This window comes from Frondihabitans sp. GW821-FHT04F02, from assembly GCF_059420045.1.
The window spans coordinates 579,388-601,640 of the sequence record NZ_JBWKSZ010000001.1; the positions used below are offsets into that span (position 1 = coordinate 579,388).

At 70.2% G+C, this 22,253-nt stretch carries 24 protein-coding genes; 14 read left to right on the forward strand and 10 right to left on the reverse strand.

The window, feature by feature from the left end:
• Window positions 1–110: 110 nt before the first annotated feature.
• Window positions 111–1,610, reverse strand: coding sequence for a leucyl aminopeptidase (locus tag AC07TY_RS02730; RefSeq protein ID WP_494784267.1), 1,500 nt, complete (start codon window positions 1,608–1,610; stop codon window positions 111–113).
• 82 nt (window positions 1,611–1,692) lie between these two features.
• Here AC07TY_RS02730 and AC07TY_RS02735 point away from each other — a divergent pair, with 82 nt between their 5' ends.
• The 6 genes from AC07TY_RS02735 to AC07TY_RS02760 all read left to right on the forward strand — a co-directional run bounded on the left by AC07TY_RS02735 (window position 1,693) and on the right by AC07TY_RS02760 (window position 8,165).
• Entirely contained in the window at window positions 1,693–2,622 is a 930-nt protein-coding gene (locus AC07TY_RS02735; RefSeq protein ID WP_488626328.1) for a proteasome assembly chaperone family protein, read from the forward strand.
• A gap of 26 nt (window positions 2,623–2,648) precedes the next feature.
• A complete protein-coding gene (locus AC07TY_RS02740; protein ID WP_494784268.1) occupies window positions 2,649–3,974 on the forward strand; it encodes an MFS transporter in 1,326 nt (441 codons plus the stop codon).
• 280 nt (window positions 3,975–4,254) lie between these two features.
• Window positions 4,255–5,559, forward strand: a complete 1,305-nt coding sequence (locus tag AC07TY_RS02745) for an RNA polymerase sigma factor (RefSeq protein WP_123504676.1) — start codon at window positions 4,255–4,257, stop codon at window positions 5,557–5,559.
• Window positions 5,560–5,598: 39 nt separating this feature from the next.
• Window positions 5,599–6,858, forward strand: a complete 1,260-nt coding sequence (locus AC07TY_RS02750; protein WP_494784269.1) for a MurT ligase domain-containing protein — start codon at window positions 5,599–5,601, stop codon at window positions 6,856–6,858.
• A complete protein-coding gene (locus AC07TY_RS02755; protein ID WP_488626325.1) occupies window positions 6,855–7,598 on the forward strand; it encodes a type 1 glutamine amidotransferase in 744 nt (247 codons plus the stop codon). Before AC07TY_RS02750 ends, AC07TY_RS02755 begins: the two co-directional genes overlap by 4 nt.
• 48 nt (window positions 7,599–7,646) lie before the next feature.
• Window positions 7,647–8,165 (forward strand): metallophosphoesterase family protein, encoded by a 519-nt coding sequence (locus AC07TY_RS02760; protein ID WP_488626324.1) that lies wholly within the window; start codon window positions 7,647–7,649, stop codon window positions 8,163–8,165.
• Window positions 8,166–8,246: 81 nt separating this feature from the next.
• Here AC07TY_RS02760 and AC07TY_RS02765 read toward each other — a convergent pair whose 3' ends face one another.
• Window positions 8,247–8,468: a DUF7455 domain-containing protein gene (locus tag AC07TY_RS02765; RefSeq protein ID WP_123504672.1), complete on the reverse strand. Its 222-nt coding sequence runs from the start codon at window positions 8,466–8,468 to the stop codon at window positions 8,247–8,249.
• Window positions 8,469–8,712: 244 nt separating this feature from the next.
• On the opposite strand from AC07TY_RS02765, the gene AC07TY_RS02770 reads away from it, so the two are divergent.
• A complete protein-coding gene (locus AC07TY_RS02770; protein ID WP_123504671.1) occupies window positions 8,713–10,827 on the forward strand; it encodes a DNA gyrase/topoisomerase IV subunit B in 2,115 nt (704 codons plus the stop codon).
• A 111-nt stretch (window positions 10,828–10,938) separates the two neighbouring features.
• On the opposite strand, the gene AC07TY_RS02775 is transcribed toward AC07TY_RS02770, so the two are convergent.
• Entirely contained in the window at window positions 10,939–13,401 is a 2,463-nt protein-coding gene (locus AC07TY_RS02775; protein WP_494784270.1) for a DNA gyrase/topoisomerase IV subunit A, read from the reverse strand.
• Window positions 13,402–13,460: 59 nt separating this feature from the next.
• On the opposite strand from AC07TY_RS02775, the gene AC07TY_RS02780 reads away from it, so the two are divergent.
• On the forward strand, window positions 13,461–14,588 hold the full coding sequence (locus tag AC07TY_RS02780) for an alkaline phosphatase family protein (RefSeq protein WP_494784271.1): 1,128 nt from the start codon (window positions 13,461–13,463) through the stop codon (window positions 14,586–14,588).
• 56 nt (window positions 14,589–14,644) lie between these two features.
• On the opposite strand, the gene AC07TY_RS02785 is transcribed toward AC07TY_RS02780, so the two are convergent.
• From AC07TY_RS02785 to AC07TY_RS02805, 5 genes are all read right to left on the reverse strand, one after another.
• Window positions 14,645–14,920: a hypothetical protein gene (locus AC07TY_RS02785; RefSeq protein ID WP_494784272.1), complete on the reverse strand. Its 276-nt coding sequence runs from the start codon at window positions 14,918–14,920 to the stop codon at window positions 14,645–14,647.
• Window positions 14,921–14,929: 9 nt separating this feature from the next.
• Window positions 14,930–15,358, reverse strand: a complete 429-nt coding sequence (locus tag AC07TY_RS02790; RefSeq protein ID WP_488626320.1) for an ASCH domain-containing protein — start codon at window positions 15,356–15,358, stop codon at window positions 14,930–14,932.
• A 148-nt stretch (window positions 15,359–15,506) separates the two neighbouring features.
• Window positions 15,507–15,815 carry a helix-turn-helix domain-containing protein gene (locus AC07TY_RS02795; protein ID WP_123504667.1) on the reverse strand — a complete coding sequence of 103 codons (309 nt, stop codon included), beginning with the start codon at window positions 15,813–15,815 and terminating at the stop codon, window positions 15,507–15,509.
• Window positions 15,816–15,913: 98 nt separating this feature from the next.
• Window positions 15,914–16,618 (reverse strand): alpha/beta hydrolase, encoded by a 705-nt coding sequence (locus tag AC07TY_RS02800; RefSeq protein ID WP_494784273.1) that lies wholly within the window; start codon window positions 16,616–16,618, stop codon window positions 15,914–15,916.
• Between the two features lie 137 nt (window positions 16,619–16,755).
• On the reverse strand, window positions 16,756–16,959 hold the full coding sequence (locus tag AC07TY_RS02805) for a hypothetical protein (protein WP_123504665.1): 204 nt from the start codon (window positions 16,957–16,959) through the stop codon (window positions 16,756–16,758).
• 86 nt (window positions 16,960–17,045) lie between these two features.
• On the opposite strand from AC07TY_RS02805, the gene AC07TY_RS02810 reads away from it, so the two are divergent.
• Both AC07TY_RS02810 and AC07TY_RS02815 read left to right on the forward strand, forming a co-directional pair.
• Complete coding sequence (locus AC07TY_RS02810) at window positions 17,046–17,612, forward strand: hypothetical protein (RefSeq protein WP_494784274.1); 567 nt, start codon at window positions 17,046–17,048, stop codon at window positions 17,610–17,612.
• Window positions 17,609–17,731 carry a hypothetical protein gene (locus tag AC07TY_RS02815; protein ID WP_494784275.1) on the forward strand — a complete coding sequence of 41 codons (123 nt, stop codon included), beginning with the start codon at window positions 17,609–17,611 and terminating at the stop codon, window positions 17,729–17,731. The genes AC07TY_RS02810 and AC07TY_RS02815 overlap by 4 nt, the downstream gene beginning before the upstream one ends.
• A 128-nt stretch (window positions 17,732–17,859) precedes the next feature.
• Here AC07TY_RS02815 and sepH read toward each other — a convergent pair whose 3' ends face one another.
• The gene (gene sepH / locus AC07TY_RS02820; protein WP_488626317.1) at window positions 17,860–19,104 is read right to left on the reverse strand and encodes a septation protein SepH; all 1,245 of its coding nucleotides are present in this window, start codon (window positions 19,102–19,104) and stop codon (window positions 17,860–17,862) included.
• Between the two features lie 226 nt (window positions 19,105–19,330).
• Here sepH and AC07TY_RS02825 point away from each other — a divergent pair, with 226 nt between their 5' ends.
• Window positions 19,331–19,624 (forward strand): DUF4193 domain-containing protein, encoded by a 294-nt coding sequence (locus tag AC07TY_RS02825; RefSeq protein WP_488626316.1) that lies wholly within the window; start codon window positions 19,331–19,333, stop codon window positions 19,622–19,624.
• Here AC07TY_RS02825 and AC07TY_RS02830 read toward each other — a convergent pair.
• Window positions 19,599–20,054, reverse strand: coding sequence for a DUF3093 domain-containing protein (locus tag AC07TY_RS02830; protein ID WP_123504661.1), 456 nt, complete (start codon window positions 20,052–20,054; stop codon window positions 19,599–19,601). The two genes, AC07TY_RS02825 and AC07TY_RS02830, sit on opposite strands and share 26 nt — an antisense overlap.
• Window positions 20,055–20,092: 38 nt before the next feature.
• Here AC07TY_RS02830 and dut point away from each other — a divergent pair, with 38 nt between their 5' ends.
• From dut to AC07TY_RS02845, 3 genes are read left to right on the forward strand one after another with little or no spacing between them, the layout of a single operon-like run.
• Window positions 20,093–20,623 (forward strand): dUTP diphosphatase, encoded by a 531-nt coding sequence (dut, locus tag AC07TY_RS02835; RefSeq protein ID WP_488626315.1) that lies wholly within the window; start codon window positions 20,093–20,095, stop codon window positions 20,621–20,623.
• Window positions 20,623–21,357: a DUF3710 domain-containing protein gene (locus tag AC07TY_RS02840; protein ID WP_494784276.1), complete on the forward strand. Its 735-nt coding sequence runs from the start codon at window positions 20,623–20,625 to the stop codon at window positions 21,355–21,357. Before dut ends, AC07TY_RS02840 begins: the two co-directional genes overlap by 1 nt.
• Before the next feature lie 4 nt (window positions 21,358–21,361).
• The gene (locus tag AC07TY_RS02845; RefSeq protein WP_123504658.1) at window positions 21,362–22,084 is read left to right on the forward strand and encodes a DUF3159 domain-containing protein; all 723 of its coding nucleotides are present in this window, start codon (window positions 21,362–21,364) and stop codon (window positions 22,082–22,084) included.
• Window positions 22,085–22,253 lie beyond the last annotated feature (169 nt).

The window sequence follows — 22,253 nt, forward strand, 5'->3', positions numbered from 1 at the left end:
CTCCTTCGTGCATTGGCCAAGGAGGCGGCCGTGGTCGCGAATGTCGACCACGGCCGCACGCCTTGCAAAACGGCGGGTTTCTCCCGCCCTCAACTACCCTAGTACGCCGCTCAGAACGAGACTGCCAGGTCGATCAGAGTCCTGACGGCGATCCCCGTGGCGCCCTTGGTCGTGAAGCCGTAGCCGCCCGCCTTGTTCTCGCTCGGGCCGGCGATGTCGAGGTGAGCCCACGGGATCAGCTCGTCGGTGCCCTCGCGCTTCCCGACGAACTCCTTGAGGAACACCCCCGCGAGCAGCATGCCCGCAGCCGTGTTGCCCGGAGTCGCGTTGACGAGGTCGGCGACGTCGGAGTTGAGCCGCGCGCGCAGCTCCGGGGCGAGCGGAACCCGCCAGAACGGCTCGGACGCCCCGTCGGCGACCTCGACGACCCGAGGCGCGAAGTCGTCGGTGCCCATGACTCCGACGTAGCGCATGCCGAGGGCGACGACCTGCGCACCGGTGAGGGTGGCGACGTCGACGATGGCGTCGGGCTGCTCCTCGCTCGCAGCCGAGATGCCGTCGGCGAGCACGAGCCGGCCTTCGGCGTCGGTGTTGGTCACCTCGACGGTGGTGCCGTTCTTGATGGTGAGGACGTCGTCGGGGCGGATGGGGTCGGCGCCGAGCATGTTCTCGGAGATGCAGAGCCACGCGGTCAGGCGAACGGGCAGGGCGAGACGCGCGGCGGCGATCGTCACGGCGAGAACCGTCGCGGCGCCGGTCATGTCGTACTTCATGCCGAGCATGGCGCCGGCCGGCTTCAGCGAGAGCCCGCCGGTGTCGTAGGTGATCCCCTTGCCGACCAGTGCGAGGTGCTTGGCGGCGCCGGCGGGGGAGTAGGCGACCTTGACCAGGCGGGGCGGGCGTGCCGAGCCCTGGCCCACGCCGACGATGCCGCCGAATCCCGCGTCGCGCAGCTCGTCGCCCGCGAGCACGGTCACGGTGAGGTCGCCGGACGGCGACGCTGCGGCGAGGCGGACGGCCTCGTCGGCGAGAGCAGCGGGCGGCAGGTCGATCGGGGGCGTGGCGACGAGGTCGCGGACGGTGTGGACGGCGGTGGCGACGGCTGCGGCCTTCTCGACTGTCGCGGCGTCGACGGCGGCGGCCGTGACGAGCTCGATCGACGACGCGACGCGACGGATCGGGCTGGCCGAGGTGTGCTTGTAGGTGTCGAAGACGTAGGCGCCGACAGCTGCGCCCTCGAGCACGGCGAGAGCCTCGGCCTCGTCGGCGACGGGGAGGCCGAGAGCGATGCGGTCCTTTCCGGTGAGCTGGCGCGCGGCGGATCCGGCGGCGTAGCGGAGAGTCTCGATCGAGACGGCGCCGCCGAGGCCGACGAGGGCGACCACGGGTGCGCTGCCGATCGGCGCCGCACCCTCGCCGAGGGCCGAGGCGGGAAGGCGCGTGAGCTCGTCCTTGCCGGCGACCACCCCGAGTTCCTGCAGGGAGCCTGCCAGCACCGGGGCGTCCCAGAGCAGAGTGGGCGGCTCGTCTCCTTTGCCGGGGGTGACGCCGATGACGAAGACCTCGGCATCGGTGGCTTCTGCGGACACGGTGAGAGCGGCGACTGTCATGCCGTCGATCGTATCGAGGTGTTCGCTGTCAGCTTGCCTCCGGCGGACGTTCGCGAGGGTGCGCGTGCCTAGCATTGACAGCATGTCCGATCCTGCAGACCTGTACCAGCTGTCGCCCGACTCGTCCGGCGTGCCAGCCGGGCTCCCGCTCGTCGCGGGACTCACCGGGTTCGCCGACGCCGGCTCGACCGTGGCGCAGATCACCCAGTACCTCGGCGACACGCTCGACGGCGACGTCGTCGCGACGTTCGACGCCGACATCCTCCTCGACTACCGCGCACGCCGCCCCATCATCACCTTCGATCAAGACCACATCGCCGACTTCCAGGCCTCGACGCTGACCCTGTCGCTCATGAAGGACGAGATCGGCCAGCAGTTCCTCCTCCTGTCGGGCTTCGAGCCCGACTTCCGCTGGGAGGCGTTCACCTCGGCCGTGATGCAGCTCGTCGAGCGGTACGGGGTGTCGACCACGACGTGGGTGCAGGCGATCCCGATGCCGGTGCCGCACACGCGCCCCCTCGGCGTCACCGTCTCGGGCAACCGGGTCGACCTCATCGAGTCGCTCTCGGTCTGGCGCCCCACGACGCAGGCCCCCGCGAACGCGCTCCACCTGGTCGAGCTCCGCCTCTCGGCGACGGGCCATCCCACCGCCGGCTTCGTGCTCCTGGTGCCTCATTACCTCGCCGACACGGAGTTCCCCGACGCCGCGGTCACCGCGCTGTCGAGCATCAGCGCCGCGACGGGGCTCATCTTCCCGAGCGACAGGCTGCGCGAGGAGGGGCGCGAGTTCTTGAGCAAGGTCGACGAGCAGGTCACGGGAAACCAGGAACTGACACGCCTCGTGCAGACCCTCGAAGAGCGTCACGACACCTACATGGAGGGCAACCCCCTGCCCTCGCCGCTGATCGGCCTCGACGGACAGGTCCCGAGCGCCGACTCGATCGCGGCCGAGCTCGAGAAGTTCCTCTCGACCCGCCAGGTGGACGACGACGGCGGCCCCTCGCTGGGCTAGAGCCCCGGCCCCGCTAGGGTTGCGGGGTGAATTCCGCTCGCGCCTGGCTCGTCTGGGGCGCCGCGGTCTTCGCCTACGTCGTCGCCGTCCTGCAGCGCTCGTCGCTCGGCGTCGCCGGCGTCGACGCTCAAGACGTCTACTCCATCTCGGCGGCGACGCTCTCGACGCTCGCGGTGACCCAGATCGTGGTGTACGCCGGGCTCCAGGTGCCCGTGGGCGTGATGCTCGACCGGGTCGGGCCGAAGTTCCTGCTCGTGCTGGGGGCGGTCGTGCTCGGTCTCGGCCAAGCGGTCGTCGCCGTCTCGCCGCCGCACATCGGCGTGGCCATCGCGGGCCGCATGCTCGTCGGAGCGGGTGACGCGATGACCTTCATCTCGGTGATCCGCCTGCTGCCGTCGTGGTTCCGCGGGCCGGTGCTGCCTCAGGTCTCGCAGTGGACAGGCAACCTCGGGCAGATCGGGCAGATCCTCTCGGCGATCCCGTTCTCCGCCGTGCTGCACTCTGTCGGCTGGAGCACGGCATTCGCGGTCGCCGCCGGTGTCGCCGGCGTATCGGTCGTCGTGCTGATGCTGGTCGTGCGCGACTCTCCCGTCGGCCGCACCGAGCTGCCCGTCGTCGCCTCGTGGGCCGCCGCCGGACGTCAGCTCGCCGAGAGCGTCAAGCGCCCCGGAACCCGGCTCGGCTTCTGGTCGCACTACGTGACCCAGTCGTCGGGCACCCTGTTCAGCCTGCTCTGGGGAGTTCCCGCGCTCGTGGGCGGCCTCGGCTTCAGCCGCGGCGAGGCGTCGGGGCTACTCGCGCTGCTCGTCGTCACGGGGGTCGTCGCAGGCCCCCTCCTGGGTCTGCTCACCGCCCGGTTCCCGCTCCGCCGGTCGAACCTCGTGCTCGGCATCGTGTCCGTGCTCGGGCTGATGTGGACCCTCGTGCTCGCGTGGCCCGACCGGCCGCCGCACTGGCTCGTCGTCGCGCTCGTCGTCGCCCTCGGGGTCGGCGGGCCGGGCTCGCTCATCGGCTTCGACTTCGCACGCACCTTCAATCCGCTCCGCAGCCTCGGCGTAGCCAACGGCATCGTGAACGTCGGCGGGTTCCTGGCGAGCTTCGTGATGATGTTCCTGATCGGCATCGTGCTCGACGCCCTCCACCGCGCCGGGGTCGCGGCGGGGGATCCGCAGCCCCTCTTCGCCTGGTCGAGCTTCCGCGTCGCCTTTTGCGTGCAGTACGTGATCGTCGGAGCGGGAGTGGTCGGACTGGTCGTCGACAGGCGACGCACGAGGCGGCGCATGCACCTCGAGGAAGGAATAGAAGTGGGCCCGCTCTGGGTTGCACTCTCCAGGAAGTTTCGCCGCCACTAGCAGTGAATGCCCCCTTTTGTAAACGGGTCGCTCTCGGGCGTGCAATAATTACTCACGGACCCTTTCTTGTCCCTTGGTGAAATGCCTCGGGGCTTGACATGGGTCCTTGCTGTGCCGCTTTCGCAGGCACAGTCACCCGAACCGAACTGCCCGAAACCGAACTCTCTGGCCGACGACAAGCAGGATCAGCGTCGTCGTCCTCCCCGCCTTGCAGTCGCAGAACCACCGACGGCGCAGGGCCTCCACCGACTTTTCGAAGCCCGAGTGAAAGGTGCACCCAATGGCTACTCGCACCAAAGCCCCCGTCGCCGCCGCCGTGACCGACACCGACGACATCACCACCGAGGACGCGGCTGTCGCCGCCCCCGCCGCCAAGAAGCCCGCTGCGAAGAAGGCTCCTGCCAAGAAGGCACCGGCCAAGGCGAAGGCATCGCCCGCCAAGGCCAAGGCCGCCGGCAAGTCGGCTGACGACGACGAGGAGGACGACGAGCCCGAGGTCGTCGTCGCCGACGACACCGCCGAGACGACCGAGACCGCGGACGGCACCGAGACGGCCGACGGCGAGGAGACCACCGACGCCGAGAAGGCCGCCGACGAGGTCCTCCCCACCGGCGCTCTCGTCATCTCGCAGGACGACGACGACGAGATCCCCGTCTACTCGTCGACCATCACCGGCGCCACCGCCGATCCGGTCAAGGACTACCTCAAGCAGATCGGAAAGGTCGCGCTCCTGAACGCGGCCGAAGAGGTCGAGCTCGCCATGCGCATCGAGGCGGGCCTGTTCGCCGACGACAAGCTGGCCAACTCGACGGGCCTCTCGAAGGAGCTCGAGCGCGAGCTGCGCTGGGTCTCCCGCGACGGCCAGCGCGCCAAGAGCCACCTGCTCGGCGCCAACCTCCGACTCGTGGTGAGCCTGGCCAAGCGGTACACCGGCCGCGGGATGCAGTTCCTCGACCTCATCCAGGAAGGAAACCTGGGCCTCATCCGCGCGGTCGAGAAGTTCGACTACACCAAGGGCTTCAAGTTCTCGACGTACGCCACGTGGTGGATCCGCCAGGCCATCACCCGCGCGATGGCCGACCAGGCCCGCACCATCCGCATCCCCGTGCACATGGTCGAGGTCATCAACAAGCTCGCCCGCGTGCAGCGCCAGATGCTGCAGGACCTCGGCCGCGAGCCCACCCCCGAAGAGCTGTCGCGCGAGCTGGACATGACGCCCGAGAAGGTCGTCGAGGTCCAGAAGTACGGCCGCGAGCCCATCTCGCTGCACACCCCGCTCGGTGAAGACGGCGACAGCGAGTTCGGCGACCTCATCGAAGACACCGAGGCCGTCGTGCCCGCCGACGCCGTGGGCTTCACGATGCTGCAGAAGCAGCTCGAGTCGCTGCTCGACAGCCTCTCCGAGCGAGAGGCCGGCGTGATCCGCATGCGCTTCGGGCTCGGCGACGGGATGCCGAAGACCCTCGACCAGATCGGCGACACGTTCGGAGTGACGCGCGAGCGCATCCGCCAGATCGAGTCGAAGACGATGGCCAAGCTGCGCCACCCGTCGCGGTCGCAGTCCCTCCGCGACTACCTCGAATAAGAAGCACCCATCGCCGACGCAGCCGACGCTAGGAATCCTTTGAAGTACGTTCTCCCCATCCTCCTCGGGCGTCTCGTCCGCGTTCTCGCAAGGGCCCGAGGGGGTGGGTCGGCGTACCCCGGCTACCTCGTCCTCAAGCTGCTCCCGACCTTCCTCACGGATGTCACCAAGCAGTTCGACCGGGGCGTCCTGTTCGTGCTCGGCTCGAACGGCAAGTCGACGACGACGCACATGCTGTCCGACATCATGCGCTCGCACGGCCTGCGCGTCTTCACGAACCCGACCGGGGCCAACCTGCCGCAGGGCATCGCGTCGGCGCTCCTCTCCGAGGTGAGCCTGTTCGGGCGACTCAAGGCCGACGTCGGCGTGCTCGAGGTCGACGAGGCGTTCGCCGTCGAGCTCTCCGGTCATCTGCACCCCTCGACGGTCCTCATGCTCAACGTGCAGGTCGACCAGCTCTACCGCTTCTACGAGACCTCGCGCGTCGCCGACATGATGACCGACACGGCCGCCACCGCGGGCACCCACGTCGTCACCAACCGCGACGACGAGTACCTCGGGCCGTTCGAGAGCGCTACGCTCGACGTCACCCGCTTCGGCGCGTCGCCGGCCCTGGTCGCCGCGGCGCCTCACGGGCTGCAGAACGCCAGCGCGTACGACAAGGGCGCAGGAACGCGCGCTCTCACCGCCGAGGCCGAGGTCACTGCGCTGACCGCCACCGGCGCCACCATCGCGCTCGGAGACCAGGCCGTCGACGTCCGGCTCCCCGCCAAGGGGCTCCACTACGCTGTCGACGCGGCCGCCGCGATCCAGACCGCCCGCGTCGCGCTCGGCCCCGAGTTCGACTCCCAGAAGGCCGTCGCGGCCTTCGCCGCGATGAAGCCGGCCTACGGCCGTGGTGAGCGCCTGAAGATCGGCAGCGACGAGGCCGAGTTCGTCATGTTCAAGAACGCGGCGAGCCTGCAGCTGAACCTCGACGCCCTGGCGACGGCGCCCGAGCAGGTGCTCCTCGCAATCGACGAGGGCACCCCCGACATCTCGTGGATCTACGACGTCGACTTCTCGTCGCTCGACCACGTCGACGTGGTCTCGGGCGCGAAGGCCTGGCAGATCGCGCTGCGCCTGGAGCATGCAGGCATCCCGATCGGCACCGTCGAGCCGCAGATCGAGAAGGCCATCGAGCTGATGAAGGCCCTGCCGTCGCCGTCGGGCAAGACGAAGAACTTCATCGTGAACTACGAGCAGATGATGATCGCGCGCAAGATGCTCGGCTACCCCGACCTGGAGAAGCGAGCATGACCGACCTGACCATCCTCCAGCTCTATCCCGAGCAGCTCGGCGTCTCGGGCGACGGCGGCAACGTCGTGACGCTCGCCGAGCGCGCCCGGCGCGGCGGCCTCGACGTGGCCGTGACCGAGCACCGCCCCGGAGACGCGCTTCCCGCGGCGGCCGACGTCGTGCTCATCGGCAGCGGCCCGCTGTCCACTCTGCGCGCCATCCACTCCGATGTGCTGCGGTTCCGCGACCTCCTCTCGGACTGGTCGGACGCCGGGGTCCCTGTCGTCGCCATCGGCGGCGGCATGGAGATCCTCTCGCGCGGAATCAGCGGAGAGGGCGCCGACCTCGAGGGCCTCGGCTTCTTCGACGCGAGCGCGCACCGGGGCGCCCAGCGCCGTGCCAACTACTTCAAGGTGAGCACGCCCTACGGAGGTGGCTCGCTCGACCTGCTCGGCTTCGAGGACCACGCGACGCGCTTCGAGCTCGGCGCCGGCGCGAGCCCGTTCGGCGCCGTCGTCAGCGGCGGTGGCAACGGCGACGGACGCGAGGGCGTCATCCGCGGAGCCTCCTTCGGCACGCAGATGAAGGGGCCGGCGCTGCCCCTCAACCCGGCGCTCACCGACCGAGTGCTCACGGCGGCGGTCGCTCGCACGGGCGGCGCGTACGCCGTGGCCGAGGCCCACGCGACGCTCGACGAGTACGCGACGAAGTCGCGCGAGGTCATCTCGGCGAACCTGGAGCATGTCTTCAAGGCGATGTGACGGCGGCGGGTGGCAGTTCCTGCGCCCGCTTCTCGCTAGCGTGGCACCATGCCCACCCGCGTGACCCTCGTGTCAGACACTCACGTTCCGAAGCGCGCCAAGCAGCTGCCGGAGACCGTCTGGCGGGCCGTCGAGAGCGCCGACGTCGTGATCCACGCCGGAGACTGGGTCGAGCTATCGATGCTCGACGACTTCGAGCGGCGATCGAGGCGCCTCCTCGCCGTCCGCGGCAACAACGATGGGCCGGAGTTCGAGCCGCGCCTTCCGCTGGTGGCGACGGCCGACATCGAAGGCGCGCGCATTGTCGTTGTCCACGAGACCGGCCCCGCGCTCCGCCGGGAGGAGCGCGCCGATGCGGAGTACCCCGAGGCCGACGTGATCGTCTTCGGCCACAGCCACATCCCGTGGGACTCCGTGACAGCGGCGGGTACGCGGATGCTCAACCCGGGGTCGCCGACCGACCGGCGCCGCCAGCCGGCATGCACGTTCATGACCCTGGTGCTCGACGACGGCCGTGTTCGCGATGTCGAGGTCGTGCGGTTGCCTCTCCGGTCGTCGCCGAAGTAGGTAGGGGAGAACGGCAGAAGACCCGCACCCCGGTGGGGGAGCGGGCCTTCTTGGAAAGTCTGTAGGTGAGGAGCCGGGCTCTTAGTGGAGCTTGGCCGTCTCGTCGAGCCATTCGATGGCGTTCGGCTGCAGCTTCTCCTTGAACTTGGCGCCGTGGTGGGCGCAGAACAGGAGCTCACCGCTCGCCATGGTCGCTCGGATGTACGCCTGGGCTCCGCAGCTGTCGCAGCGGTCTGCTGCCGAGAGCTGGTAGCGGGAGCCGAGCTCGTCGACGGCTGTGTGGTCGGTGGCCATCTGAGTCATGTGATGCTCCTCCAATACGGTGGTGCGCGGGTTCGTGACACTCATCAAAACACGGGAACGTTTCGTCCGTGCGACATTTCGCCGGATTTCGCTGTTCGCGTACGGGATTGGACGACCCCAGTCCGGGGAGCCCTCCCGTGCGGGTGTCGGGCACGGAATGGCCCGGTGACGCACGTATTCTTAACGCGTCGCTTGTGCGGATTCATTCCTGGGCAACGACGAAGAAGCACCTGAATGGAGTTCCGTGGCAACCACCCCGCCGTCCCAGTACGAAGCACGTCACCTGTCGGTGCTCGAGGGTCTGGAGGCGGTGCGCAAGCGCCCGGGCATGTACATCGGCTCGACCGATTCGCGCGGCCTCATGCACTGTCTGTGGGAGATCATCGACAACTCGGTCGACGAGGCCCTCGGCGGCTTCGGAACGTCGATCGACGTGGTCCTGCACGCCGACGACAGCGTCGAGGTCCGCGACACCGCCCGCGGGATCCCCGTCGACATCGAGCCGAAGACCGGCCTCACGGGCGTCGAGGTCGTCTTCACGAAGCTCCACGCGGGCGGCAAGTTCGGCGGCGGCTCCTACGCGGCATCCGGCGGCCTGCACGGCGTCGGCGCCTCGGTCGTGAACGCCCTCTCGGAGCGCCTGGACGTCGAGGTCGACCGCGGAGGCAAGACGCACGCCATGTCGTTCCACCGCGGCGAGCCCGGCACCTTCGCCGACGGCCCCGACGGGCCCACACCCGACGCGACCTTCACGCCGTTCGAGAACGGCAGCGTGCTCCGGGTCGTCGGCAAGGCGCCGAAAGCCGCCACCGGCACGCGCATCCGCTACTGGGCCGACCGGCAGATCTTCACCAGGGGCGCCGCGTTCGTCACCGACGACCTCGTCAAGCGCGCCCAGCAGACCGCGTTCCTCGTTCCCGGCCTCACGATCCGCGTGCGCGACGAGCGCCCGGTCACCACCGCCGACACCGAGGGCAATCAGCCCCTCGAGTCCGTCTTCTCGTACGAGGGCGGCATCTCGGAGTTCGTCGACTTCCTCGCTCCCGACAAGGCCGTCACCGACACCTGGCGCCTGCAGGGCACCGGGCACTACACCGAGACCGTCCCCGTGCTGAACGACCACGGGCAGATGGTCTCGACCGACGTCAAGCGCGAGTGCGAGGTCGACATCGCCCTGCGCTGGGGCGAGGGCTACGAGACTGTCACGCGCAGCTTCGTCAACATCATCTCGACGCCCAAGGGCGGCTCGCACCAGACCGGCTTCGACGCCGGGCTGCTGAAGTTCTTGAAAGACCAGGTCACGTCGAACGCCCGCCGCTTGAAGGTCGGCAACGACAAGCTCGAGAAGGACGACATCCTCGCCGGTCTCACCGCCGTGCTGACGGTGCGCCTGCCCGAGCCGCAGTTCGAGGGCCAGACCAAGGAGGTGCTCGGAACGCCCGCCGTCCGCCAGATCGTCTCGAACGTCGTCGCCAGAGAGATGGCCGCGATCTACGCGTCGCCCAAGCGCGACGACAAGACGCAGGCCGCCGCGGTGCTCGACAAGATCGTCACCGAGATGAAGTCGCGCATCGCCGCCCGCGCTCACAAAGAGACGCAGCGCCGCAAGAACGCGCTTGAGTCGTCGTCGCTCCCGTCGAAGCTCGTCGACTGCCGTTCGAGCGACGTGTCGTCGAGCGAGCTGTTCATCGTCGAAGGCGACTCGGCGCTGGGCACCGCACGGGCGGCCCGCAACAGCGAGTACCAGGCGCTGCTGCCGATCCGCGGCAAGATCCTGAATGTGCAGAAGGCGTCCGTCAGCGACATGCTGTCGAACCTCGAGTGCGCGTCGATCATCCAGGTGATCGGCGCCGGATCGGGTCGGTCGTTCGACCTCGACGTCGCCCGCTACGGCAAGGTCATCATCATGAGCGACGCCGACGTCGACGGCGCGCATATCCGCACGCTGCTGCTCACGCTGTTCTTCCGCTACATGAGGCCGATGATCGAGGCCGGCCGCGTCTTCGCCGCCGTGCCGCCATTGCACCGCGTCGTCGTGATCAACCCCGGATCGAAGCCGAACGAGACCATCTACACGTACTCCGAGGCCGAGCTGCACGGTGTTCTCGCCGGGCTGAAGAAGTCGGGCAAGAAGTACCAGGATCCGATCCAGCGCTACAAGGGCCTCGGCGAGATGGACGCCGAGCAACTGGCCACGACCACGATGGACCGCACCAACCGCATGCTCCGCCGCGTGAAGGTCGAAGACGCCGAGAACGCCGGCCGGGTGTTCGAGCTGCTGATGGGCAACGATGTGGCGCCGCGTAAGGAGTTCATCATCGACGGGGCCGGCCTGGCACGCGAGCGCATCGACACCTAGACCGCGTTCTGAAGGGTCCGCGACAGCGCCAGCGCCCCGCCGAATCGGCTCGCGCCCGCCGTCGCGTCGGCGGGGCCGTGCCGATTCGGCGGGCTCAGCGCCGCAGCCGGCTCAGGCGACAGCGCCACCGATCGACCCGACCACCGAGTCGAGCGGCGTGCCCGACGCGTCGCGCCGGGTGAGCGTCGCCGGAAGCTGCCTCACGCCGCCGTCGGCTCCGACGGCAAGCGCCGGGGCGACGCCGACCCAGGCGACCGCGAGGCCGTCCTCGCCCTTGAGCAGGGCGTGGGCGCGCACACCGCCGGTGGCGCGGCCCTTGGCGGGGTAGTCGACGAAGTCGCTGACCTTCGCGCGCCCGGGATCGGCCCCGGCGATGGTCGCCGCCGAGGTCGAGATCGTGGCGACCACGGCGTCCGAGCCGCCGGGCACGACCCCGAAGAAGAGCGCGGTGTCGCCGGCGCCGAGCGAGATGCCGGCGACGCCGCCGCCCGCCGGCCCCTGCGGGCGCACCAGCGAGGCCGAGTAGCGGAGCAGCTGCGTCTTCGCCGTCACGAACACCATCTCGTCGCTGTCGGGCCCCTGCGCGACCCCGACGACCGAGTCGCCGGCCTTGAGGGCGATCACCGGGAACTCCGGCTTCGACGGCCAGGCGCCCGGGGTCACGCGCTTGACGATGCCCTGCGCCGTCCCGAGCGCCAGCGGCTGGTCGAGGTCGAGCGACACGAGGCCGAGCACGGTCTCGCCCTTCGCCCAGGACGGCAGCGCCAGGTAGTCCTTGACGGGCACTCCGGCTCCGAGCTGCACCGACGACGGCGGCGCCGCAGGAACGTCGACCGGCGTGAACCGGATCAGCCGCCCGGTCGAGGTGACCGCCCCGATCTCTGCCCGGGTCGTGGTGACGACGCTCGACCGGATCGCATCGTGCCTGGTGCGGCGCGATGGCGGCACGGGTGCTGCGCCGTCGGTCTCGGCGAGATCCACGCGCAGGATCCGCCCGGTCGTCGACAGGTACACCTTCGTGGGCACGTCGGCCACCTCGAGCACGGGCGCGTTCTTCCGCGCCGACGAGGCGATGGACGGCGCGGCCTCGGTGAGCAGGGTGCGACGCGGCGTGCCGAACTGGTCGGCGATGTCGGCGAGCTCGCTCGACACGAGGGCGCGCAGCTTGGCGGGGTCGCCGAGGAGGTCGCGGAGTTCCTGGATCGCCGCCCGCAGCTCGTCTCGCTCGGTCTCGAGCTCCATGCGGCTGAACTTCGTGAGACGGCGGAGGCGCAGCTCGAGGATGTACTCGGCCTGCAGGTCGCTCAGGTCGAAGACCTCGCGCAGACGCGTCTTGGCCGCGTCGGAGTCGTCGCTCGTGCGGATCACCTGGATGACCTCGTCGATGTCGAGGATCGCGATCAGGAGGCCCTCGACCAGGTGCAGGCGGTCTTCGCGCTTCTGCAGGCGGTAGCGGCTGCGCCGGGTGACGACCTCGAGGCGGTGCGCGACGAAGACCTCCAGCAGCTCCTTCAGGCCGAGCGTGCGGGGCTGGCCCTCCACGAGGGCGACGTTGTTGATGCTGAAGCCGTCTTCGAGCGGCGTGTGCCGGTAGAGCTGCTCGAGCACGGCCTCGGGGCTGAAGCCCGTCTTGATCTCGACGATGAGGCGCATGCCGTGGTGGCGGTCGCTGAAGTCGTTGATGTCGGAGATGCCCGTGAGCTTCTTCGCGTTGACGCCGTCCTTGACCTTCTCGATGACCTTCTCGGGCCCGATCAAGTAGGGCAGCTCGATGAAGACGAGGCCCTTCTTGCGGGCGGTGAGGTTCTCGATCGAGACCTTGGCCCGGACCTTGAAGCTCCCTCGGCCGGTCGCGTAGGCGTCGCGCACGCCGGCCAGGCCGGCGATCGTGCCGCCGGTCGGGAGGTCGGGGCCGGGCACGAAGGCCATGAGCTCGTCGAGCGTGGCGTCGGGGTGATCGATCAGGTGACGAGCCGCCCCGACGATCTCGACGAGGTTGTGGGGCGCCATGTTCGTCGCCATGCCGACGGCGATGCCGGAGCCGCCGTTGACCAGGAGGTTGGGAAAGGCCGAGGGGAGGACCTCGGGCTGCATCAGCTGGTTGTCGTAGTTGGGCACGAAGTCGACGACGTCTTCGCCGAGGCCCTCGTTCATCGCCATGGCGGCCGGGGCGAGGCGGACCTCGGTGTACCGAGCGGCGGCGGGCGGGTCGTCGAGCGAGCCGAAGTTGCCGTGGCCGTCGATGGTCGGGAGGCGCATGGTGAAGTCCTGCGCCAGGCGCACGAGGGCGTCGTAGATCGCGGAGTCGCCGTGCGGATGGAGCTTGCCCATGACCTCGCCGGTGACGCGCGCGCTCTTCACGTGGCCGCGGTCAGGGCGCAGGCCCATCTCGGACATCTGGTACAGGATGCGGCGCTGCACCGGCTTGAGGCCGTCGCGAGCGTCGGGCAGGGCGCGGGAGTAGATGACCGAGTAGGCGTACTCGAGGAACGACCCCTGCATCTCGGTCGAGACGTCGACCTCCTCGATGCGCTCGCCCTCGTAGGCTCCGCCGGTGCTGTCGGTCGTCGTCATTCAGTCCTTCTACTGTTGCCACGAAACCCGGCCGCCGCGGCTGTGCCAGACTGGGCCGGATGACGACCATGGTACCGGCGCGAGACCCCGCGACCCGGAGCCTGGCCGACGTGCTCCCAAGCTGTGTCGCGGCGCTCCGCGGCGAGGCGAACGCCCTCGGCTTCCCGGTGGCGACGCAGATCGTGGTGGTGATCGTCGACGGGCTCGGCGCCGCCGCACTCAAGCAGCGAGCCGCCTACGCGCGGACGCTGGCCGCCGCGTCCACCCCGTTCTTCTCGGGCTTCCCGACGACGACCGCGGCGTCGCTGGCGACCATCACCACCGGCACGCTTCCCGGCCAGCACGGCCTCGTCGGCTACAGCGTGCTCGACGGCGCCCACGACCGGGTCGTCAAGCAGCTCTCGGGCTGGGACGACAGGCTCGACCCGCTCACCTGGCAGCGCGTGCCGACGGTCTTCGAGACGCTGAAGGCGGAGGGCGTCGCCTCGTACGCGGTGGGCCCGGCGCGGTACGCCCGCACCGGACTCACGCACGCGGTGCTGCGCGGTGCCACGTACACGTCGGCCGACTCGGTGGAGGCGAGGTTCGACGCCGCGGCGCGGGTGCTCGGAGTTCCTGCGCCCTCTGTGACGTATCTCTACGTGCCGGAACTCGACGTGGCGGGTCACCGGTCGGGGTGGGAGTCTCCGGAGTGGTCGGCCGCCCTCGAGCTCGTCGACTCGCAGCTGCGCACGCTCGTGGCGGGCCTGCGCCGAGACCAGGCCGTCGTCGTCACGGCCGACCACGGCGTGCTCGACGTGAAGCCGTCCAAGCACGTCGTCTTCGGCGGCTCGCCCGAGCTCGTCGACGGCGTGCGCCATGTCGCGGGGGAGCCGCGGTGCCTGCAGCTGCACTTCGAGCCCGACCTGTCGCCGTCCGACCGGGCGACGCTCGTCGGGGCCTGGCACGAGTCGGAGGACGACCGCTCGTGGGTCGTCACCCGTGACGACGCGATCGCCGCCGGCTGGTTCGGCGAGGTCGCACCCGAGGTGGCACCGCGTATCGGCGACCTGCTCGTCGCGGCCCGGAAGGGCATCGCCTACTACCGCTCCGCCGACGAGCGCGGCCGCGGGATGATTGGGCAGCACGGCTCGTGGACGGCGGAGGAGACGCAGGTGCCGCTGGCGCGGTTCGGGGCGTTCGCGTGAGGTTCGGCGTCGTTCGCTGAGGCCCTGTCATCGCTTCTTCGTCGCGAGGGCCTGCCTCAGCGACGGCGGACAGATTGCTGGACGCCGGCGCCCACGCCGTGCTCGGCCTCGAAGGCGGCGAGACGGCGCGTGCCGACGATCCGCTCGCGGAGGCCCACCACGATCCAGAACACGGCCATGGCCAGGTAGGCCCAGGCGAACCACCGTGACGAACCCGACGCGATCAGCTCCCCGAGGCTCAGGACCAGGAAGACGAAGCCTCCGATCAGCGCGAACAGACCGTAGTTGCGACGCCGGTCGATCGCCATGCGCTGCTGGATCACGGAGGGCATGGCTCGACCCTACGACTCCGACGCCGAGGATGTCTCGACGACGCGGAACCGCTCCAGCACGACCATCGTCGAATCGTCGAGGGTGAAGTCGCGGCCGAGCTCGGCTCGGAGCGGCTCGGAGGTCCAGAAGCGCTCGTGCCCGGCGCGCCACTGGGCGACCGACGCGTAGCCCTCGCCCTCGGCGACGGCGTGCTCGAGCGTCACGTCGCCGAGCCGCACGACATCGACGCGGGTCGTCTCGAGCACGAAGCGCGGGCGGCCGTCGGAGTCGATGGCGGTGCCGCGAGTTCCTGCGACCGGAATCGGCTCGCCCTCGACCTCGTACTCGAGCAGCAGGGAGCTCGTGCTCGTCTTCGCGCCCGACGCGACCGCGGCGAGGAGGCTGTCGCGGAGGGGACCGGGGAAGGCGAACTCGATGGGCGGGAGGTCGTGGTGCATGGGTCGAGTCAATCAGCGCTGGTTGCTCGCCGGGGATGTTCGGGCGGGGTGTCCTCGGGAACGTGCGCTGGGCGGGGGTCGATCCTTGGGGGGCATGCACGATGGGGCTGAGATCCTTGCGAGCGCGCACGGCGTCCTCAGATGAGGATCACGCCGCCAGTCGGTACTCGCCGCGCCGCGCCGCCACCGCGTCGCCGTGCAGCCGCCGCGCCACGCCTGCCGTCAGGTCGAGCAGCGAGGCGTCGAGCGATGCGCCGATGGCGGCCAGGATCTCGCTCGACGGCTCCTTGATGCCGCGCTCCACCTCCGAGAGGTACTGCGGCGACACGCCCGCGCGCTTGGCAACCGATCGCAACGACTCGTCACGAGACTCGCGTCGGCCGCGGAGCTGCTCTCCGACGAGCTCGCGCCAGAGGGCGGGCTTGCGGGTGGTGGGGGCGTCGTCCTGAGGCGTCATGTCGCGAGTAAATCAGGTGCGGGGCGCCGGACGCCGGGCAGTCCGCTCTCAGCAGACGCGGCGCGCGCCGCACATGCGACCGGGAGCCCGCACCCGCCTCACCCCAGCAGCGCCTCGATCTGCGCCACCACCAGGTCGGGCCGCGTCACGAAAGGGTGGTGCCCGGTCGCGAGCTCGACCGACCGGGTCGCCCGCGCGGCGTGGAATCGCTGCAGCTCGACGGACGTGCTGCGGTCGTCAGCGCACACGAGGTACGTCGAGTCGACGCCCTGCCAGCCCGCTGCGGTCGTCGGAGTCAGGAACGCGCCGGCGTCCTGAGCGGTGACCCGGCTCCAGCCGTCCTCCTGAGTCGCTGCGTCGGCATCCTGAAGAAAGCGCGCCCCGAACGACCGGGCGTCGTAGCCGTCGACGGCCAGGCGTCCGTCGCCGGCGTCGCGGATCTGCACCGGGTCGGTCTCGCCGCCCATGATCGCGCCCTGCGACATCCCGATGTCGGGCAGATACGACGACACGTAGAGGAGGTGCGCCACGGCGGGATGCGCGCCGGCCTCGGCGATGACGGTGCCGCCGTAGGAGTGACCCACCACGATGGCGGTGTCGGCGGTGGCGTCGAGTTCCTGCATGAGTGACGCCGCGTCAGCGGCCAGGCCGGTCGCGTCGTCGCGGGCAGGGATCTCGCCACAGGACGGCAGGGCCACCGCGCGGCTGCGGATTCCGGTGCGGGCGGCGAGAAGCTCGGCGGTGCGGTGCCACCACCAGTCGCCGTCGCTGACGAGGGCGCCGTGCACGAAGAGGAGTTCCATGGGTCGACCCTACGGAGGCAGCGAGCCTGCTGCGCGCGCCTCTGCTGAGGGCGGTCGCGCGGTCGGCACCACGTTCGGGACTCCACAGAGGAGAAGGACTCTGTGCCGAGTCCTCACCAGCGCGCGACGGACTGCTCTCACTCGCCCCGCCGCGACTCGCTGCGCTGCGAGACCGCGCCGCGCGGCCACACCACGATGAGCGCCGTCGCCAGGGGCCCGATGAAGAGCGACGCCACGAACCAGCGCCACCGCGACCTGCTCTTGCTTTCGGCGAGCCCGGCGTTGATCAACGCGAGCGTCAGCCAGCCGATGGGCGCGAGGCCCGAGTCTGTGTAGTCCATGAGATCCCCCTCTCGACGACAGTACCGGTGAGCAGCGGGGGTACGAACCTGAACCCGGCTCACGACCTCTCCGTTAGCGTGTCGTGATGACAGTGACCCCCGAAGACAGGCTCAGCGGCGAGCTCCAACCCGGCGAACGCCTGCTCTGGTCGGGACGCGGCGATCCGTCTGTCGTCTTCGCCCGCTCCGACGTGTTCCTGATTCCGTTCAGCCTGCTCTGGGGAGGGTTCGCGATCTTCTGGACCGCTCAGGCGGCGGCGTCCGGCGCTCCGCCCTTCTTCCTGGTGTTCGGCGGCCTCTTCTGCCTGATCGGCCTCTTCTTCATCGTCGGACGCTTCTTCGTCAAGGCCCACCGCAAGCGCACGACGACCTACGCGATCACCGACCGTCGCGCCCTGTCGAGCGACGGCCGCTCGACCCGGCAGACACGCCTGCCCGGCCCCGACCACACCGTCACCTGGTCATCCGACCGCGCGCACGTCTCCGTCGTCTGGAACCAGCCAATCGCCGGCGGATTCTTCACCGGCAACCGCACACCGTGGCCCGTCAACTCGGGCATGGACGGCCTGTTCGGCACGCCGTCGCCCCTCGGGTTCTACGACGTCCGCGACGGTGCCGCCCTCGTCTCGGCCCTCCAGGCGGCCGACCGATGACGACCCCGGGCGCAGGAACTGCCCGTCGCCGCCCGTCCCTCGTCGTCGTCCTGATCGGCGTCGGCCTGCGTCGCTACGCCGCCTCTCACGAGCCCCAGCTGGCCGGCGCGGCCGCCTGACCTTCGGCCCACGATCGGGACTCGGCACCGCAGATCATCGTGGTGTGGAGTCCTGATCGCGGTGCGGCCAGCGGCCCGGTGGTGTGGAGTCCTGATCGTGGTGCCGAGGCCGGTGTGGTGGTGCGGCGTCAGGCCGGATCGTCGTCCGAGCGCGCGCCGAACACGATCTCGTCCCAGCTCGGCATCGACGCGCGGCCCTTGCGCGCGCGCGGCACCTTGCGCGCCTCGGACACGCGCGACTCGGAGGGACGGGGCTCCGACGCACGCGGCTCGTCGGCGGGCGCAGACGCCGGTCGGCGCGATGCCGTCGGGTGCGTCGCGAGCGGCTTCGTGACGCGAGGCGCCTCGGCCTCGGGAGTGACACCTGAGCTCGAGGCCGCGCCGTCGGCTGAACCGCCGAGCGTCTCATCGAAGTCGTCGAGCGGCACGTCGATCACCCGGATGCCGCCGGTGGAGGGGTGCGCGGCCCTCGCGCCGGCCAGCGGGTCGTCGTCACCGAAGCGGGCGGCCTCGCGCTCTCCGCGGCGGCGGCGGAGCGCGTCGAGGAGGTCGGCGGTCTGGTTGTGGGCGCTCTCGGCTTCAGGCGCACGGTTCATCGCTGCGAGCGACGCGGCGCTCCAGCCCTCGCGGGCGCGGGCGTGAGCGCTCGTGGGGGCGGGCTCGGCGGGGGCGGGCTCCTGCTGCACCTCGAAGGCGCCGCTGTCGAAGCGACCGCTGTCGTCGGGGTTCGACGATCCGGCCGGGGCGGCAGTTCCTGCGGGGAAAGCGGGGGAAGCGGGGGAGTCGGATACGGCTCGGAGCCGCGGCACGAGGGAGGAGTGGTCGGCGTCCTGGCGCGAGAGGGTGTGCGCGTCGCCGGAGAGCGGGGCGAGCCCCTGCTTCTTCGGGTCGAACCGCCAGGCGGCGTCGCGCTCGACCTCGCTGGTCGTGTAGCTGACGTGGACGATCCAGCCCTCGGCGTCTTTGTAGCTGGTCCAGTCGCGCGCCGTCGCCTCGGCCTCGTCGAGGCGGGAGTCGATGACGGCGCCGAACCGAGCCGACTCGGAGGCGCCGACTCCGGCGACGCTGACCGGGACGGCACGCGCCGACTCGAGCAGGAAAGCGCGCTCGTCGAGCACGGGCCCCTCGAAGCGCCGGACGTAGCCGATCTCGGCGCCGGTGTCGGCGGAGACCTGTTCAGCCGTACGGCCGGCGCGGATGCTCGCCTGGATCTCGCGCGGGGACACCCGGTGCTTCACGGGGGTCTGGTCGGGGTCGGCCTGGCGGAGCTGCGACTGCAGCGAACCGGTCACGGGCAGGCGGAATTCGCTCCCGGCATCGGTCGCGACGAGCAGTGCGCCGCTCTCGACTCCGACGACTCGCAGATCTTGCATGGTGTCCCGCCTTTCGCCTTCGCGATTAGCGCTCAGGATGCCACGGCAGGGGCGCTGATCCGGGGAATAACGCGGGCGTGCCGCAAGTTGTGGTCGTGCGGCTTCGGGCAGTCGACGAGGCCCTCCGGCGGGTTTGCCATCGACTTTCATCTGATGCAAACTGTGGCCGCCGATTTCGGCACACGGCCGGATATTCGCAGCAGGACTGAGACAGAACTGGAGTGGCATGGCCACCGACTACGACGCACCTCGCAAGACCGACGACGATTCCGAGTCGATCGAGGCGCTGAAAGAGCGGGTTCCCGACTCGATGTCGGGTGTAGTCGACGTCGACGACGCCGACAATCCCGGAAGCTTCGAACTCGCCGGGCAGGATCTCAGCGATCTCGACCTCGACGTCGTCGTGCTGCCCCCGCAGGTCGACGAGTTCACCTGCGTCGAGTGCTTCCTGGTCAAGCACCGCTCGCAGCTCGACCACGAGACCAAGCTCGGGCCTATCTGCCTGGAGTGCGCGGCCTGATCCCGTCGATCGCCGCCGACAGCCGAGTCGGGTGGCGAGTCGAGACGAGCCAGTAGGGCGCCGGGTCGTCCGGGTCGGTCAGATCGATCTTGAGCACCGGCTTGACCCAGCCCCGAAACAGCGTCCAGGCGCGGGCATCGAGCCGCGTTCCCCGTTGGGCCGTCGCATCCTCTCCGGAGAACGCGGCGGCCTCTCCTATCTCTCCCGGGTAGAGGATCGCCCGCCCGGCGCGGAACCCCTCGTCGTCGACGGTCAGCACGGGCGACCCGAACCAGAGCATCAGACCGAAGACGGCGAACAGCCCGACGCCAACAGCCCAGCCGACCGGCACATTGATGGGCAGGAACACCAGCACGCTCGCGGGCACGACCATCAGCAGGGCGAGGAAGACTTGCGGCGGGGGAGAGAGGCGTTCGCGGTACGAGGTCATAGGACTATTCGACCAGACTTCTGCACTACCCTCGACACGTGCCTCAGCCACTCGATGTCCCGTTCGCCCCGCTGGGCGAGGCGGACGCACCCTCGTACGCGCACCCCGGCGACGCCGGCGCCGACCTGACCAGTCGCGAGAGCCTCACGCTCAAGCCCGGTGAGCGCGCACTCGTCTCGACCGGCGTCTCGATCGCCCTCCCCGAGGGCCACGTCGCATTCGTCGTGCCGCGCTCGGGTCTCGCCGCCAAGCACGGCATCACCGTCGTGAACTCCCCGGGCACCGTCGATGCGGGCTACCGCGGCGAGATCAAGGTGACCCTGCTGAACACCGATCCCCGCACCGCGTTCGAGGTCGGGGTCGGCGACCGCATCGCCCAGCTGATCGTGATGCCCGTCGTGCGCGCCGCCTTCGTACCCGTCGAGACGCTCCCCGAGAGCGCCCGCGGCGCCGGCGGCTTCGGCTCGACCGGCACGACGGCCTTCGCCGCGTCCACCCCTCCAGCAGCCGCATCGACCGGCACCTCGACAACCGCGCCCGCCGAGGGCGCCCCGACAGAAGGCAACTGATGAGCAGAAAGTCCCGGCGCGAAGCCGCAGAAGCAGAGGCCGTCGAGTCGGTCGAGGTCGACGCCGTCGAGATCGCGAGCGACGACGACGCGGTCGAGCTGGTCGAGGCCGAAGAGGCCGAGACCTCTCTCGTCTTCGACGACAAGTCCGCGCCCGCCGACCGTGCCGAAGAGGGCCCGCTCGACGAGACCGAGGCCAACCCGGTGCGCCCCTACGTCGACCTGGGCGGCGTCAAGATCGTGCCGCGCGAGGGCCTGCACCTCCGCCTCGAAGTCGAAGAGGGCTCCAAGCGAGTCGTCGCCGTCGGTCTCGACTTCGCCAAGTCGACGCTGCAGGTGCAGCCCTTCGCCGCGCCGCGCTCGACGGGCCTCTGGCACGAGATCCGCGACCAGATCGCCGACCAGATCCGCAAGCAGGGCGGCACGACCAGCGAGGTCGAGGGCCCGTTCGGCCCCGAGATCCGGGCTGAGATCCCCGTCGCCGCCGGCGCCGAGGCGACCGCCGGCCAGACCTCGCGCCTGGCGCGCTTCGTCGGCGTCGACGGTCCGCGCTGGTTCCTGCGCGGCGTCATCGCCGGCGACGCCACCGTCGACCCCGAGGCCGCCGAGAAGATCGAGGAGCTGTTCCGCAGCGTCGTCGTCGTCCGCGGCACCGAGCCCATGCCCCCGCGCGACCTGATTCCGCTGCACATGCCGAAGTCGACCCCGGGCGACGCGGGCACGACCACCGTCTGACGCCGTGACCGATCCCCACCGCGACGACGAGCCCGCCACCTCCCTCTCGGCCCAGCTGCGCGCGGCCGCGCAGCGCGCCGGCATCGGCCAGGTCGCTCCGGGCGAGGTGCCCACCGGCCACGCCCTGCTCTCGGCGATCGGGGGAGTCCGCGGCCTGGTCGAGTCGATCCTCCCCGGTCTCGCGTTCCTGGTCATCTACACGGCGACGCAGGAACTCCTGCCCTCCGTCCTCTTCCCCGTCGCCGTGGGAGTGGTGTTCGTCGTGATCCGCCTCGTGCAGCGGGGTCCGGTACCCCAGGCGTTCGCGGGCCTGCTGGGCATCGCCATCTCGGCCGCCCTCGCGTTGCTCTCGGGCCGCGCCGTCGACAACTTCCTCCCGGGCATCGTCATCAACTCCGTGTCGGCGTTCGTGCTGCTCGTCAGCCTCGCCGCACGCTGGCCGCTCATCGGCATCGTCGTCGGCCTGCTGACGAACGAGGGCGGAGCCTGGCGAGCCGACCGCGCCAAGCGACGCGTGCTCACACTGGCGACCTGGCTCTGGGTGCTGCTCTTCGCCGTGCGCCTCGCCGTCGAGGTGCCGCTCTTCCTGGCGAACGACGTGTCGCTGCTCGGCGCCATGAAGCTCATCCTGGGCGTGCCGTTCTATGCGGCCATGCTCTGGGTGACGTGGCTGCTGGTGCGGACGGTCTACGCCGCGCGCGCCGCCGACGAGGCTGCTGCGTCGTAGCCGGCGCGCAGTTCCTGCACCATTTGCCCAGATCGGGGGTTCTCGCCGCCGAGAAGCCCCGACCGGGGAGAGTCGCGAGCCCGAACCGCAGCGACAGTGCTAGATTTATCTCGACATCAAGATAAATCGACGCGGGCGGCCCTGCTGGGCGCCGCGGACTTAGGCTGGC

Bases quoted from the DNA above. Each gene is read 5' to 3' on its own strand.
- AC07TY_RS02730 (WP_494784267.1), bottom strand. From the start codon at position 1,610: ATGACAGTCGCCGCTCTCACCGTGTCCGCAGAAGCCACCGATGCCGAG.
- AC07TY_RS02735 (WP_488626328.1), top strand. From the start codon at position 1,693: ATGTCCGATCCTGCAGACCTGTACCAGCTGTCGCCCGACTCGTCCGGC.
- AC07TY_RS02745 (WP_123504676.1), top strand. From the start codon at position 4,255: ATGGCTACTCGCACCAAAGCCCCCGTCGCCGCCGCCGTGACCGACACC.
- AC07TY_RS02755 (WP_488626325.1), top strand. From the start codon at position 6,855: ATGACCGACCTGACCATCCTCCAGCTCTATCCCGAGCAGCTCGGCGTC.
- AC07TY_RS02760 (WP_488626324.1), top strand. From the start codon at position 7,647: ATGCCCACCCGCGTGACCCTCGTGTCAGACACTCACGTTCCGAAGCGC.
- AC07TY_RS02765 (WP_123504672.1), bottom strand. From the start codon at position 8,468: ATGACTCAGATGGCCACCGACCACACAGCCGTCGACGAGCTCGGCTCC.
- AC07TY_RS02775 (WP_494784270.1), bottom strand. From the start codon at position 13,401: ATGACGACGACCGACAGCACCGGCGGAGCCTACGAGGGCGAGCGCATC.
- AC07TY_RS02780 (WP_494784271.1), top strand. From the start codon at position 13,461: ATGACGACCATGGTACCGGCGCGAGACCCCGCGACCCGGAGCCTGGCC.
- AC07TY_RS02785 (WP_494784272.1), bottom strand. From the start codon at position 14,920: ATGCCCTCCGTGATCCAGCAGCGCATGGCGATCGACCGGCGTCGCAAC.
- AC07TY_RS02790 (WP_488626320.1), bottom strand. From the start codon at position 15,358: ATGCACCACGACCTCCCGCCCATCGAGTTCGCCTTCCCCGGTCCCCTC.
- AC07TY_RS02795 (WP_123504667.1), bottom strand. From the start codon at position 15,815: ATGACGCCTCAGGACGACGCCCCCACCACCCGCAAGCCCGCCCTCTGG.
- AC07TY_RS02800 (WP_494784273.1), bottom strand. From the start codon at position 16,618: ATGGAACTCCTCTTCGTGCACGGCGCCCTCGTCAGCGACGGCGACTGG.
- AC07TY_RS02805 (WP_123504665.1), bottom strand. From the start codon at position 16,959: ATGGACTACACAGACTCGGGCCTCGCGCCCATCGGCTGGCTGACGCTC.
- AC07TY_RS02810 (WP_494784274.1), top strand. From the start codon at position 17,046: ATGACAGTGACCCCCGAAGACAGGCTCAGCGGCGAGCTCCAACCCGGC.
- AC07TY_RS02815 (WP_494784275.1), top strand. From the start codon at position 17,609: ATGACGACCCCGGGCGCAGGAACTGCCCGTCGCCGCCCGTCCCTCGTC.
- sepH (WP_488626317.1), bottom strand. From the start codon at position 19,104: ATGCAAGATCTGCGAGTCGTCGGAGTCGAGAGCGGCGCACTGCTCGTC.
- AC07TY_RS02825 (WP_488626316.1), top strand. From the start codon at position 19,331: ATGGCCACCGACTACGACGCACCTCGCAAGACCGACGACGATTCCGAG.
- AC07TY_RS02830 (WP_123504661.1), bottom strand. From the start codon at position 20,054: ATGACCTCGTACCGCGAACGCCTCTCTCCCCCGCCGCAAGTCTTCCTC.
- AC07TY_RS02840 (WP_494784276.1), top strand. From the start codon at position 20,623: ATGAGCAGAAAGTCCCGGCGCGAAGCCGCAGAAGCAGAGGCCGTCGAG.